Origin of the sequence: Thalassovita gelatinovora, assembly GCF_001458355.1 — a bacterium.
GTDB lineage: Bacteria > Pseudomonadota > Alphaproteobacteria > Rhodobacterales > Rhodobacteraceae > Thalassobius > Thalassobius gelatinovorus.
Window position 1 is genome coordinate 453,924 of sequence record NZ_CYSA01000015.1, and the last position, 14,731, is coordinate 468,654.

11 protein-coding genes are annotated in these 14,731 nt (G+C 57.1%); 6 read left to right on the forward strand and 5 right to left on the reverse strand.

Annotated elements, in window-relative coordinates; all coding sequences use genetic code 11:
* Positions 1-3: 3 nt before the first annotated feature.
* From TG4357_RS06930 to TG4357_RS06945, 4 genes are all read left to right on the forward strand, one after another.
* Complete coding sequence (locus TG4357_RS06930) at positions 4-1,035, forward strand: glycosyltransferase family 2 protein (RefSeq protein ID WP_058262128.1); 1,032 nt, start codon at positions 4-6, stop codon at positions 1,033-1,035.
* Positions 1,036-1,039: 4 nt separating this feature from the next.
* Positions 1,040-5,626, forward strand: coding sequence for a MupA/Atu3671 family FMN-dependent luciferase-like monooxygenase (locus TG4357_RS06935; protein ID WP_058262129.1), 4,587 nt, complete (start codon positions 1,040-1,042; stop codon positions 5,624-5,626).
* Complete coding sequence (locus TG4357_RS06940; RefSeq protein WP_058262130.1) at positions 5,623-6,291, forward strand: 4'-phosphopantetheinyl transferase family protein; 669 nt, start codon at positions 5,623-5,625, stop codon at positions 6,289-6,291. The genes TG4357_RS06935 and TG4357_RS06940 overlap by 4 nt, the downstream gene beginning before the upstream one ends.
* 426 nt (positions 6,292-6,717) lie before the next feature.
* Positions 6,718-8,004: a GumC family protein gene (locus tag TG4357_RS06945; RefSeq protein ID WP_074646751.1), complete on the forward strand. Its 1,287-nt coding sequence runs from the start codon at positions 6,718-6,720 to the stop codon at positions 8,002-8,004.
* 95 nt (positions 8,005-8,099) lie between these two features.
* Here TG4357_RS06945 and TG4357_RS06950 read toward each other — a convergent pair whose 3' ends face one another.
* The 4 genes from TG4357_RS06950 to pncA all read right to left on the reverse strand — a co-directional run bounded on the left by TG4357_RS06950 (position 8,100) and on the right by pncA (position 11,090).
* Positions 8,100-8,771, reverse strand: coding sequence for an NnrU family protein (locus tag TG4357_RS06950; protein ID WP_058262132.1), 672 nt, complete (start codon positions 8,769-8,771; stop codon positions 8,100-8,102).
* A 3-nt stretch (positions 8,772-8,774) separates the two neighbouring features.
* Entirely contained in the window at positions 8,775-10,067 is a 1,293-nt protein-coding gene (pncB, locus tag TG4357_RS06955; RefSeq protein ID WP_058262133.1) for a nicotinate phosphoribosyltransferase, read from the reverse strand.
* 94 nt (positions 10,068-10,161) lie between these two features.
* Complete coding sequence (locus tag TG4357_RS06960) at positions 10,162-10,494, reverse strand: TfoX/Sxy family protein (protein ID WP_058262134.1); 333 nt, start codon at positions 10,492-10,494, stop codon at positions 10,162-10,164.
* A complete protein-coding gene (gene pncA / locus TG4357_RS06965) occupies positions 10,494-11,090 on the reverse strand; it encodes a bifunctional nicotinamidase/pyrazinamidase (RefSeq protein WP_058262135.1) in 597 nt (198 codons plus the stop codon). Before pncA ends, TG4357_RS06960 begins: the two co-directional genes overlap by 1 nt.
* A gap of 132 nt (positions 11,091-11,222) precedes the next feature.
* Between pncA and TG4357_RS06970 the strand changes: the two genes are divergently transcribed.
* A complete protein-coding gene (locus TG4357_RS06970) occupies positions 11,223-12,458 on the forward strand; it encodes an Hsp70 family protein (protein ID WP_058262136.1) in 1,236 nt (411 codons plus the stop codon).
* 30 nt (positions 12,459-12,488) lie between these two features.
* The gene (gene trhO, locus TG4357_RS06975; protein WP_058262137.1) at positions 12,489-13,403 is read left to right on the forward strand and encodes an oxygen-dependent tRNA uridine(34) hydroxylase TrhO; all 915 of its coding nucleotides are present in this window, start codon (positions 12,489-12,491) and stop codon (positions 13,401-13,403) included.
* 85 nt (positions 13,404-13,488) lie between these two features.
* Here trhO and TG4357_RS06980 read toward each other — a convergent pair whose 3' ends face one another.
* The gene (locus TG4357_RS06980; protein WP_058262138.1) at positions 13,489-14,700 is read right to left on the reverse strand and encodes an MFS transporter; all 1,212 of its coding nucleotides are present in this window, start codon (positions 14,698-14,700) and stop codon (positions 13,489-13,491) included.
* Positions 14,701-14,731: the final 31 nt, after the last annotated feature.

A 14,731-nucleotide genomic window follows, 5' to 3' on the forward strand; every position in this document is an offset into this window, starting at 1 on the left:
GCAATGAGTGACCCGCGCCTTTTGACCGTGATCCTGAACTTCCGCACCCCCGATATGACCCTGCAGGCGGTGGCGGCGGCGTTACGCGCAATGGATGGAATCGAAGGTGAAATCGTGGTCGTCGATAACGATTCCGGTGATGGGTCTTTCGAGAACCTTCACAATCAGTCGGTTTCGAATGGCTGGACTAAGGATGGGCGGGTCCGGGTTTTGCAATCGGGTCGCAATGGCGGCTTCGGCGCGGGCAATAATTACGGCATTCAGACCGGGTTCAGAGATGGCAGCCGCCCCGACTATGTCTATGTGCTGAATTCCGATGCCTTCCCCGCACCTGACGCGATACAACGGCTTCTCGACTATCTGCAAACACATCCTGAAACCGGTTTCGCGGGCAGCTACATCCACGGACCAGACGGCGACCCGCATCTGACCACCTTCCGCTTCCCCTCGATCGCCAGCGAATTCGAAGCGGCAATCCGGTTTGGACCCGTCAGCCGGATACTGGCGAAAAAACGGGTTCCCATCGAAATACCCGACAGCACCCAACCGGTCGACTGGTTGGCCGGAGCCAGCCTGATGATGCGGCGCGACGTGCTGGACCAAATCGGGCTTTTTGACGAAACCTTTTTCCTCTATTTCGAAGAAACCGATCTGTGTCTGCGCGCCCGGCGTGCCGGGTATCAGACCGTTTTCGTGCGCGACAGCGACGTCGCCCATATCGGGTCGGTCAGCACAGGAATGAAGCAGTGGCAGCAAGTCCCGGGATACTGGTTTGATTCACGACTGCACTATTTCACCAAGAACCACGGCGCATTCTATGCTGCGCTGGCGACGTTGGCGCATTTGACCGGCGGCATCCTGCACCGGCTGCGACAAGGCTTGCAGGGCCGCGCCCCTACCGATCCACCTCATTTTCTGCGAACCTTGCTGCGCCATGACCTGACCGCAATGTTCAAACCCCGCCGCCACGCTGCGGTGCCCCGCCTGACCGATCCAATATCCCGGTCGGACGGTTCAGTAATCGTATCGGAGTAAACCCATGTCGACCTTTTCCAGCGTTCTGATTGGCAATGAATCCCTAGTGATCCAATGCGGGGAAATTCTGCGCGGCAAAGGCCACACAATTGTCGCCGTGGTCACCCGCAACCAAGATGTTGCGAATTGGGCGACGGATGCCGGGCTGCGGGTCGAAGCGCCTGGCAAAGACCTTGGTGTTCGGCTGAACGGCGCGCCTTTTGATTGGCTGCTGAGCATCGCCAATCTCGATATCATCCCGGGTGACGTCCTGGCCCTGCCCGCCAAAGGCGCGGTGAATTTCCATGACGGCCCCCTGCCCGCCTATGCTGGTTTGAACGCGCCGGTCTGGGCACTGGCCGCAGGTGAAACACGGCATGGCATAACCTGGCATATGATCGAAGGCGGTATCGACGAAGGCGATATTCTGGTTCAGCGCGAATTCGAGATTGCCGCCGCGGACACCGCATTGACCCTAAACACCCGCTGTTTTGAAGCCGCAATCGACAGCTTCCCCGAACTGGCCGACATCTTGGCCAATGCTGCGCCAGACCGACACAAACAGGATCTGTCGCAACGCAGCTATTTCGGCCTGTCCCACCGTCCGGAGGCAGCGGGACGACTGGATTTCAACAAACCGGCAATCGAACTCGATGCGCTGATTCGGGCGCTGGATCATGGCGACTATTGGAACCCGTTGGCCTGCGCCAAGCTGGAACTGGCTGGGAAAATCGCGCTGGTTGCCAAATCTTCCATGTCAGATGGAAATGGCGCACCGGGCGAAGTGTTGCGGATCGAAAAGGACGGTCTGACCGTCGCCACAGGCGACGGGGCGCTGCGGTTGAGCGGCTTTCGCACCATAGATGGATCCGACCTCGACCCAGCGATGCTGGTCGACATAGGGCATGTGCTGCCCAGCCCGGATGCGGTTTTATCAGAACGGCTCGACACCGCCCTACAGGCGGCAATCAAAGCCGAACCGGTGTATCGCGGGATTTTTGACAGCTTCGCCCCCGCCCAACTGGCCCTAACAGCGACCAAGTCCGAAGGCGTTCTGGAACAACCCGTTGCGGTCGATGCAGATGCGGCCATGACCGCGCTGGCGCTGATCGCCGGGCGACTGGCGGAAACAAATCACGTCGATCTGGCACTCGCACGGTCCTCCGACGCGCCGCACGGCTATCTGATGTCCTGGGCCCCGGTCCGGCTGGACGCGCAAGGCGATGTCGAAACCGTCGCTGACAGCTTCCTCACCTCACTGGACAAGGCCCGGAAATTCGGTCCTGCACCAGCCGATATTCTCGCCCGGCTGGCGGGTCATCCACGCATTGCAACTCCGCAGATCGGGCTGAGCGACGATTCGGCGTTGATCCCCGGCACCGCGATCACCCTTGCCACCCAAGGCGGGGTCAGATTGCTGGGTGATGCGGCACAGGTCACACCCGCCTATCTGAACCTGATGGCCAAGCGGATCGAAAAAATCGCTGCCGGGACCGCGCCGCAGACCCCGCTGAAAACGCTCGACATCCTACCAGACAGCGAACGCGACATGATCCTGTACGATTGGAACGCGACGAAGACAAACTATGATCCCGACCTCTGTATTCACCAGATGTTCGAACGTCAGGTTGCCAAAACCCCGGATGCCGAAGCTCTGGTCGTCGATGGTGAAAGTCTCAGCTACGCAGAGCTGAATACGCGTGCAAACCAAGTGGCCCACAGGTTGCGCCAAATGGGTGTGAAGCCCGGCACATTGGTGGGTCTTTATACCCAACGTTCACCTTTCCTGATGATCGGGGCTTTGGGTATTCTTAAGGCCGGTGGTGCTTATGTGCCTCTCGATCCGGCTTATCCAGTCGACCGTATCGCGCTTTATATCGAAGACAGTGCCTGCCCGGTGATCGTAACGCAGAATACCATGGCCGCAGATTTACCCAAGCATGAGGCGCAAGTTCTGACCTTGGATGCCGATCCGCATGTTCTATCGGCCCCGACCGACAATATCGACAGCGGCGTTCAGGGCACCGACATGGCATATATGATTTACACCTCCGGATCGACCGGGCGACCCAAGGGGGTGATGGTCGAACATCGCAATGTGTCGAACTTTTTCACCGGCATGGACGATCGGATCGATCATGAAAACGGGGGCGTATGGTTGGCCGTGACCAGCCTGAGTTTCGACATTTCCGTACTGGAACTGTTCTATACTCTGGCCCGCGGTTTCAAACTGGTCCTTTCCAGCGATGAAAACCGCGCACTGGTATCGAACGGGCGCATGCCGATGACCGGCAAGGGCATGGAATTCAGCCTCTATTACTGGGGCAACGACGATGGCGTCGGGCGGGATAAATACGAAGTCCTGTTCGAAGGGGCAAAATTCGCCGATGAAAACGGGTTCTGCGCCGTCTGGACGCCGGAACGCCATTTTCATGCCTTCGGCGGCCCCTACCCGAACCCCTCGGTCACCGGGGCTGCGGTTGCTGCACTGACCAAGAACCTCGCGGTACGCGCAGGCAGCTGTGTCGCCCCTTTGCACCATCCCGCAAGGATCGCAGAAGAATGGGCGGTGATCGACAACCTGACCAATGGGCGCACCGGGATCGGTATCGCGTCGGGCTGGCAGCCGCATGATTTCGTACTGCGCCCGGAAAACAGCCCGCCCAACAACAAAAAGGCGATGCTGGAAACCATCGACACCCTGCGCCGCCTTTGGGTCGGGGAAGAGGTTGAATTTCCAATGGGGAATGGCGACATGCATGCCGTCGTGACCCAGCCGCGCCCGGTGTCGAAGAAACTGAATGTCTGGGTGACCACCGCCGGCAACCCCGAAACCTGGAAAGAAGCGGGCCGGATCGGTGCCAACGTGCTGACTCACCTTCTGGGCCAAAGTGTTGCTGAAGTCGGCGACAAGATCAAACTCTACCACGAAGCGCTGCGCGAAGCGGGGCACGACCCCAAGGATTTCACCGTCACGCTGATGCTGCACACCTATGTGGCCGATGACCGCGAACATGCCCGTGAAATCGCCCGTGGCCCGATGAAGGACTATTTGAATTCCGCCGCCGGGCTGATCAAGCAATTCGCGTGGGCATTCCCGGCCTTCAAACGACCCGAAGGGGTAAATAGCCCGTTCGAGCTGGATCTGGGGACGCTGGATGCGGAAGAACTGGACGCGATTCTAGAATTTGCTTTCCAGCGCTATTTCGAAGATTCGGGCTTGTTCGGTACGATAGAAGATTGTCTTGATCGGGTCGAACAATTGAAACGGATCGGCGTTGATGAAATCGCCTGCTTGATCGATTATGGCATTGAAAAGCAAAAGGTTCTCAACGGGCTGACCTATCTGGCCGAGGTGCTGAAGCGGGCGAATACCGAAGTTGAACTGGACGCTGACGACTTTTCCATCGCGGCCCAGATCGTGCGCCACGGCGTGACCCATATGCAATGCACCCCGTCGATGGCGCGGATGATTTCGATGAACGACGAAGCCCGCGCTGCGCTAAACCGGGTGCAGCATTTGATGATCGGCGGCGAAGCCTTGCCCGGGGCCTTGGTTGAAGAATTTGCCGAAATTACCGATGCCAGCATCGAAAACATGTATGGACCGACCGAAACAACGATCTGGTCGACCACCGAAACCGCCACTGCGGCCCATAACGTCGTCAATATCGGCACACCGATTGCCAATACTCAGGTTTACGTTTTGGATGATGAAATGCAGCCGGTGCCGGTCGGGGTTCCGGGCGAACTCTACATCGGTGGCGATGGCGTGACCCGCGGCTATTGGCAACGTGAAGATCTAACAGCGGAACGATTCGTTGCCGATCCCTTCGTGAAACCCGAATACACCGCCCCCGGCGGGCCGCGCATGTATCGCACCGGCGATCTGGTCCGCTGGCGCGCTGATGGCAAGCTGGATTTCATGGGCCGGGCCGATCATCAGGTCAAGCTGCGCGGCTATCGAATCGAATTGGGTGAAATCGAAGCGGCAATGACCGATCATTCGCATGTCACCCAAGCGGTTGTGATCGCACGCGAAGATACGCCGGGCGCCACCCGGTTGGTCGGCTATATGACCGTTGACGGTCATGTCGAAGAAAGCGCGTTGCGCAAACGCCTGTCTGCGGTTCTGCCCGAATTCATGGTGCCGGCTGTATTCGCCACGCTGGATGTGTTCCCGCTGACCCCGAACAAGAAGGTCGACCGCAACGCGCTTCCCGCCCCCGAAACCCGGCAGGTCACAACGCAAAGTGCCGCCTTTGTCGCACCGGAAAATTCGGTGGAAAAAGAAATCGCCGATATCTGGGCACGCATTTTGGGCCTGCAAACCATCGGATCGCGCGACAATTTCTTTGAACTTGGTGGGCATTCCTTGTTGGCTGTTCAGGCCCATCGGGAAATTCGCAAAAACTTGGGTGCGGCCAAGCTCAGCATCACGGATATCTTCAGGTTCCCGGTTCTTTCCGCCCTGTCGGATCGTGTGTCCGAAACATTGGGCAAAGCACAACCTGCAACAACCGAAGCGCCAGTCGACAACTCGGCGCGCAACGATGCCATGTCCCGGCGCAAACAAATGCGCGCGCGTCGTATGACGCGCAGCCCTGAATGAATAGCGACTTAATTCGGCAGAACCTGGTTCAGGTTTTCGGCAGCAAGATCGGGATCGGCCAAGCCGATCCCAAATCACAAGATCACCGGTTGATGCCGGCAGAACAGGCCGCCGTCGCAAATGCTGTCCCCAAACGGGTCGGTGAATTCGCTGCCGGCCGGGCCGCCGCTCGCGCCGCTTTGTGCGAACTGGGCCTGCCGAACGTCGCCATTCCTACGGCCCCCGACCGATCACCGATCTGGCCCGAAGGATTTTCCGGATCTATTTCTCATACCGATACCGCTTGTTTGGCAGTTGTCACCAAAGCTCAAACATACCGGGCAATCGGCTTGGATATCGAACCTTACGAACCGCTGCCCACTGAAATCTGGGATATCGTTCTGACCGATGCAGAATTTGATATGGTCAAGCTGTTACCCAAGAATTTAGCCGGCATCCGGGCCAAGAAGATTTTTTGCATCAAGGAAGCAGCTTATAAGGCGCAATATCCCATCAGCAAAATTCTATTCGATTTTCACACCCTGCATGTGCGCCTTCAGGAAAACAATTTCGTTGCAGAATTCCGTCGGACCGTGCCGCCATTTCAAATTGGCGACACCGTCCAGGGCGGGGTTTTCAAACAGGATGGTCACATCATCTCAGCCGCTTTCGTTCCCAATCCCTGACCCCGGCATCGACCCGGTTCAGGCGATGCGAATCACATCACTTGTTTAACCATGGGCGGCCCACAGATGTGCAAACATCTCATTCTGGCCATTTTTGCCCAACTTTCGTCATCTCGATTGTCCGGGAGAAGCGTCGCGGTATGGCAGGCGAATGATGCCAACAAGCCAACAATTCCTGTTGAAGATGACGATTGGTGAACCTGCTGGGAAAATACCCAAAAACTGAAACAAAAGTTCACTTATCTATCTGTAATTACGGCAAAAATGTGGCGCAAAAGGCCATTTTCGAAATAGATTGTTTCCGTAAAAATTGGTCAAAATATTGGTAAATTTTAGCCCTAACTGCTAGATTAAGACACAATCAAGGCATGGCCTCGACCCCGGTTGACGTCACTCTCTTCAACGTTTCCAGTGAGCGGTTTCGCAATGAACACATTTCTCTCTCTCTCCGGTCTGCAGCGCGTACTCAAACGCCGCTTGCTGCTGATCCTGGCTGTGTTCATCTGCGGGACGCTTCTGGCGTTGATGGTGGCGATCACCCGCCCTTCGGTATACGAAGCAACCGCCTTGATCCAAATCGAAGCACCGAAAATTACCACCAACCTGGCCAGCGGCGGCACCGTCACCACCAGCAACAACAGATTGAAGCTGATCAAGCAAAAATTGATGTCGCGCGATAGCGTGTTGGCGATTGTGGACAAGTTCGACCTGTTTTCTGACGACCCAACGGTATCGGAATCGACCAAGGTGGGCTTGCTCAGGGATTCAGTTCTGCTGAGTGATTTGGTTGATCCAACTCAGGCTTGGCGACCTGATGTTCAACCGTCCGGCCTGTCGATCACAGTGCGCATGTCGGACGCGCAGCAAGCTGCTGATATCGCAAATGAATTTCTGTCGCAGGTTCTGGTAGAAGGCAAGAAGCGCAGCGAAAGCCGCGCCACCCAGACGCTGACCTTTTTTGAAGCCGAAGAAGAACATGTCGGTGCAGAAATCGAAACCCTGTCCCTGGAATTTGCCCGTTTCAAAGAACAGAACGCCGCGTCCCTGCCGACCAATATCGCCGCTCAGCGCGAACGCTTGGCCCAATTGAAAGAATCGCAACTGGAAATCGAAACCCGTTTTGTCGGGTTGGAAACTGACACCGCCCGGTTGCGTACTGAAGAACGGCAACGCCAGTCGGAGGTTCTGACACAACAGCTTTCACTGGTCGAAAGCCGTATCGCCGAAATCGAAAAGGCACTTTCTGACGCCCCCGAAGTGGAACGACTCTACAACGTGATGGATCGCGAATTGGCACAGCTGCAAAGCCGCTATGAAGCGACGACCCAACGCCGTACCGAAGCGGCAATGGCGCAGCAATTGGAACGCCAAGATCAGGTCGAAAGATTCGAAGTTTTGGAAACCGCCTTGGTCCCTGAATTCGCCGTGTCTTCTGGCAAGACCAAGCTGGTGATGGCCGGTGCCATAGCATCGATGATGGCCGGAATCGGGATTGCCGTCATGTTTGAACTGCTCAGCCCAGTGCTACGCACCAGCGAACATGTCCAACGGGAACTGTCTGTTCGGCCTGTCGTGATCATTCCGACCCTGAAGAAACCCCGCAGCGGCTTTCGCCAACGGCTGGGGTTGATCGTTGCGACAGTCCTGTCCGTCGCCATTTTTCCCCTGACTGTGAAAGATCGGATTGTCGATCTGATTTCCAGCGCGACCTGAAGCCGGGATCTGAACTAAGCGACGGATCGACGCGGTCGATTTCCGCAGCTATGCCCTGACTTCAGGACCCAGTGTTTTAGGGCCCTTTCCGCGCTTCAGCCCAGATAGGGCGAAACGCCGAACAGCAGCGGATGCAGGTGTAACAGGGCAGCATAGGCAAGAACGCCAAAGAACAACCGAATGGATAAGCCCCGCAACGAAGCTGGAGAATGCAAGAACGGGCCAGAGGAAAGTTCTTGCCGCAACCGCACCCAATCAGACCCCATAACGCGTTGTTTGCGGCGATCGATCAATTTCATACCCAGAACAGCAAAGCTCGCGAACGTCCCAAACAGGATGACATGTGCCAAATCACCATTTGGCACCAGATGGGCCAAAGCCCAGATTGCCAACGCCATCAGGATCGGGTGACGGGTCCAGCGGATCAGGCCGGGGCGGTCGGTGGAAAACCAATCATTCCGCGCTCCGCCAAAGGAAAACGGGTTTGGCCGGGCGATGGTCAGCGCCAAAAGGACGCAGACGATACACATCGCGATCAACGGCACATGATTTTGCCATGGTGCCCAGCCCCACAACATCACAACCGGCGCACGGCCTGCGGCCATCAGAAGCCAGTAAAGCACCGCCAGAGACAGCACTGAATAAACGGTGGTAAAGCCCCAGTCACCAATCGCCGCAACGATCCGGGTTTTGACTTCAGGTCGGGTTGGCAGGTTATGCGACAGGAAAAAGACCGCGAAGACTGCGATGAATTCCAGCCAACCCAAGGATCACACCTCGACCTTCATGGCTTTTTGCGGACCGACATCAAAAACCCGCTTATAGCGCGCGATTTCATCCGCCGGACCCATTGCTTTATTCGGATTATCCGACAGCTTGACCGTGGGTCGATCATTGGCTGAAACCGCCTTGCAAACCAACGAAAATGGCGCCAACGCATCGCCGGGGGTCAGCCCGCGGAAATCATTGGTCAACAATGTGCCCCAGCCGAAAGATGGCCGCACCCGCCCGGCGAATTGGCCGTGCAATTCTGCAATTTTATCTACGTCGAGCCCGTCGGAAAAAATCACCAATTTCCGCGTCGGATCTTCGCCGCGCGACCGCCACCAGTCGATAGCGGTTTCCGCCCCTTTGGCCGGATCGCCGCTGTCGATGCGGATACCGGTCCAGCCGGCCAGCCAGTCCGGCGCGTGTTGCAGGAACCCTTCGGTTCCATATGTATCGGGCAGGATGATGCGCAAATTGCCGTCATGTTCTTCCTGCCAGTCGGCCAGAACTTGATAGGGGGACTGCGCCAATTCCCCGTCATTTTCGGCCAGCGCAGCATAGACCATCGGCAATTCATGCGCATTGGTGCCGATTGCCTCCAGATCGCGGTCCTTGGCGATCAGACAATTCGAAGTCCCTACGAATTTTTCGCCCAACCCTTCGGTCATCGCTTGGACGCACCAATCTTGCCACAGGAAAGAATGCCGCCGTCTGGTGCCGAAATCGGCGATGCGCAACCCGTCAATTTTGCGCAGCTTCTTGACCTTTTCCCACAACTTGGTCATGGCGCGGGCATAAAGCACCTGCAATTCGAATTTCTTCATTTCGTCCAGAACGGCGCGCCCGCGCAGTTCCATCAGCACCGCCAGCGCCGGAATTTCCCACATCATGACCTCGGGCCAATTGCCCTCGAAGGTCAACTCGTATTGGCCGTCACGCTTTTCCAGATGGTAATCAGGCAAGCGCAGATTTTCGAACCATTCCATGAAATCGGGACGGAACATCTGGCGCTTGCCATAAAATGTATTCCCGCGCAGCCAAGTGCTTTCGCCGCGGGTCAGCGACAGCGATCGGATATGATCGAGCTGTTCGCGCAATTCACCTTCGTCGATCAATTCGGCAAGACGGATATCCTTGGTCCGGTTGATCAGGCTGAACGTCACCTGAGTGTCGCGTTTGTTGCGAAACACCGATTGGCACATCAGCAGCTTGTAGAAATCCGTATCGATCAGGGACCGGACGATCGGGTCGATCTTCCATTTATGGTTCCAGACACGGGTGGCGATATCGACCATAACGGGGCTCCTCACTCAACCGGGTTCGGTTTACGGGACGGTGGCGGGGGTTTGCAAGCACCCGTCAGCGATACGATGGACATGAAATCAAAGCCTACAACCCTTGCAGCCGCTTTGGAACTTTCTTCGGGTCGGGCAAAGCGTCATAGGTTACCTTGACCAAAGCAAGCAGAGTTTCGGGATTCTCCAGCATCTCTTCATCGATCAGGAAATGCGGTTTTGCGCCCGGATAAGGCGGGGCTTTTTCAAGACCGAAATCGCGGGTGTCATCGGTGATCTTGAGATAGAGCCGGTCATCGCAGACCAATCCAATCAGTCTGATCCCGCAATAAAGCCCGAATTCGCCAAACATCGGCAAGGCCCGGATCGGCCCGGCATCGGACAACAAATCGGTCAGATGGTCGATGGTGGATTGCGAAGTGGCCATCAGTATATCCTTACCCCGGCGGACCGCATGCCCTTGACCGCCGCTGCCAGTGATCCGTCCAAATCAATGGCGCGGCACAAATCCATCCGCACAGCAACCGTGAACCCCAGTTCGGCGGCATCCACGGCAGAAAAATTTACGCAGTAATCGGTCGCCAACCCGACAAGTGTCAAAGCAGTGATTTCACGGCTCCGCAGGTAACCAGCCAACCCGGTCGGTGTTTCATGATCGTTTTCAAAGAACGCCGAATAACTGTCTATGGTGCGGCGAAATCCCTTGCGAATGATCAGGTCGGCCCGGTCGGTATTGAGATCAGCATGAAACGCGGCGCCCCTGCTACCCTGTATACAGTGGTCAGGCCACAATACCTGTGGCCCATAGGGCATGTCGACCACGCTGAACGGGTCCTGCGCCCGATGCTGTGAGGCAAAAGAAGAATGGTCGGTCGGATGCCAGTCCTGCGTCAGGATCACCGTATCGAAATCGCCTATCAATGTGTTGATACCGGCCACGATTTCATCTCCACCCGCAACCGCCAATGCGCCGCCGGGGCAGAAATCGTTTTGAACATCGATAACGATCAGGGCTTCGGGCATGCTGGTGTCTCCTTCATCCAAGGGGTAGGTACGAGGGCCGCCGGCGTCAAGCAATGTGGCCTTGGTGATTGTAAGCGCCCGCAGTTTTCCCTATTCAGGCGCTCTTTTCTGCAACAAACCGCGAGTGCTGACATGGCTGTTCTGGCGATCGACTTTGGAACCTCGAACACGGCAGCCGGGGTTTGCGTGAATCGCGCGCCTTATCTGATCCCGCTGGAACCGGGTGAAACCACCTTGCCAACCGCGGTTTTTCTGGATTTTGCCACCCGCAAGACGCTTTACGGACGTCAGGCCGCGCGGGCGATGATGGAAGGCCACGAAGGCCGGTTCATGCGGTCGCTGAAATCCGTTTTGGGAACGCCGTTGGCGCGGGAAAAGCGGCAGTTCATGAATGAAAAGCTGACACTGATCGAAGTGATTGCGCGGTTTTTGCAGGAAATCCGCAGCCGCGCCGAAGCGGTGACATATCAAAGCTATGACCAGGCGTTATCCGGTCGCCCGGTGCGGTTTCATTCCAGTTCCGATACGCGCGATGCGCAGGCATTGCTTGACCTGACCGAGGCGTATCATCTGGCCGGCTTCAAGGATGTGGCTTTTCTGCCCGAACCCGAGGCGGCGGCGTTGGCCGTTGGGGGTGAAGGACGCAACCTGATCGTCGATATCGGCGGCGGTACATCGGATTTCACGCTTTGTGACCGGCAGGGCGGCGAAACCACGATCATCGCCAGTCAGGGGGTTCGGATCGGCGGCACGGATTTCGACAAGGCGATCAGCCTAGCCCATGCGATGCCGTTGTTCGGCTATGGCGCGCAAATCGGCAATGAAATGGGGACCGGACATCACACCTCACCCCGGGCGTTATATCAGGATCTGGCAAGCTGGGAAAAGATCACCTTTGTCTATGGCCCGGCGCTGTTGCGGGATGTGCGAAAATGGGAACGATTGGCCCATCAGCCCGACCTTTTTGCCCGGCTGGGCGACGTGCTGGAAATGCATCTGGGTCATGATGTGGCCTATGCGGTCGAAGCCGGCAAGATCGCTGCAAATGGTCCCGATGACGGCTTAATCCGGTTGGATACGGTAGAGCGTGGTTTGGCCGTGCCATTGCCCTGTGACGCAATGCAGGCTGAATTGTCAGGCTACGCCGATGAAATCGCCACATTTGCGGTGCAGACCGTGATTGAAGCGGGCTGTGAGCTGAGTTCAGTAGACCGGATCGTCTATGTCGGCGGGTCCAGCCTGATGGCGGTGATCCGTGATCGGGTTGAACAGCAGTTCCCCACCGCCGAACAAGAAACGTCTGAAGTATTCACCGCGGTTGTCGATGGGTTGGCCTTGGCGTCCGAAACGGCGTTCGAAAGCTTGTAAACAAAGGGCAGAGCGCGTAGATCGACGCCCATGTATATCGTTTGTGCGCTCTATCACTTCACCCGATTCCCAGACCCGGCGGCATTGAAACCCGTCTTGCTGAAGCTTGCCCTGTCGCAGGGCGTGACCGGATCTTTGTTGTTGGCGCAAGAAGGCATCAACGGCACCATCGCGGGATCTCGGCAGGGGATTGATGCGGTCCTGGCCCATATCCGCACCCTGCCCGGCTGTTCCGATCTGGACAGCAAGGAAAGCATGGCGTCGGAACCGCCCTTCCCTCGCATGAAGGTCAAGCTGAAGCGGGAAATCGTCACCATGGGTCAGCCCGATGTCGATCCAAGGGCGCGGGTCGGTCATTATGTCGAACCGCAAGATTGGAACGACCTGATCCGCAGTCCCGACGTTGCGGTGATTGACACCCGCAACGATTACGAAGTGGCAATCGGTACATTCAAAGGTGCGGTCGATCCGCAAACCGAAAGCTTCCGCGATTTTCCGGCCTGGTGGGAAACCAACAAGCATCGTTTTCACAACAAGCGGATCGCGATGTTCTGTACCGGCGGCATCCGTTGTGAGAAATCGACAAACTTTCTGCTCGGGCAAGGGGTAGAGGATGTCTATCACCTAAGAGGTGGCATTCTGAAATATCTCGAAGAAGTGCCCAAGGACGAGAGCAGCTGGGAAGGCGAATGTTTCGTCTTCGATAGCCGGGTTTCTGTTGGACACGGGTTGAAAGAAGGACCGCATCTGCTGTGCCATGCCTGTCGGCAACCAATCCTGCCACAGGACCAGCGGCGACCGGACTATGAACATGGCGTGTCCTGCTATCACTGCATCAACGAGACGACAGAAGAAGATAAGGCACGGTTCCGCGAACGGCAGAAACAGATCGAATTGGCGCGGCAACGGGGACAAGCCCATATGGGTGGATCGCGCGGTGCCTGAACAGGTTGGGGGCGCGGCCCCCATCGTTGAAAATCCAGCAGATTTTCAACGATTTCCACAGGATATTTAGAAACAGAAGAAGCGGTCAGGCTGGCAAGCCAGATGGCGGTCGGGTGCGCAGCAAGATGGTCAGCACAATGGCCAAATTCAGCAGGTTCCAGGCGATACCGTTCCAGAATGCCATCTGGTAACTGCCCGTGATGTCGTAGATCCAGCCCGACATCCAGCCCCCCAGCGCCATGCCGATGATGGTGGTCATCAGAACGAATCCGACGCGGCTGCCAGCTTCTTTCGCGGGCATGTATTCGCGCACGATGACCGCATAGGACGGCACGATACCGCCTTGCGACAGTCCGAAGATGGTGGAAACGACATAAAGCGATACCAGCCCATCGAAAGGCAGGTAGAGGAACAGCGCCAGCATTTGCAGGGTCGATCCGATGATCAAGGTTTTCAGCCCGCCCAGCCGATCGCTGACAAGACCCGACAACAGCCGCGACGCAACGCCGCCCAGTAGCATCAGCGACAGCATTTCAGCCCCGACCGCAGGGCCATAGCCAAGATCGACGCAAAAGGAAACGATATGGACCTGCGGCATCGACATGGCGACGCAACAGCCGATCCCGGCAAGCCCCAGCATGGCCACCAGCGTACTGTGGCTGAAACCGCTGGACCCGGCCCGTGCATTCGATTCCGCATCAGAGCGAGCAGTGGCTTCTAACGGAACACGGCGACGCAGCAACTGCGACAACCCGGTGATCGAAACCAAACAGATTGCTGCCAGCAGCAGATACACCCCGCGCCAACCATGCGCGGCCTGAAAATCCGACAACATGACCGGCCAGAAAGCCCCCGAAAGGTAATTTGCACTGGCCGCAATCGCCACCGCAATGCCACGCCGTTTCAGGAACCAAAGCGACACATCAGCGATCAGCGGGCCGAAACTGCAGGCGGTGCCCAGACCGATCAACAGGTGCAGAGCCGAAAGCATCAGGATCGTCGGGCTAAGCGCGGCCAGTACAAACCCTGCGCCGATCAGAACCGCAGCCCCCGACAGCGCCCAGGTAATGCCGATCCGGTCCACGACAGTACCGATCAGGAAATTCCCCAGCGCGAAGCCCACCATGGTCAGGATATAGGGGTAAGAGGCTTCAGCCCGGTCCAATCCGAATTCTGACTGAATCGCCGGCATGACGACGATCACCACCCACATACCGACATTACCGATCAGCCCGATCAGCAGCGAAATGGCCAATCGGATCCAGGAATATCGGCTGTCTAGACTGTCGGCTCCCATCCCGCGACTATTGCCCGGAAATCGATCTGCC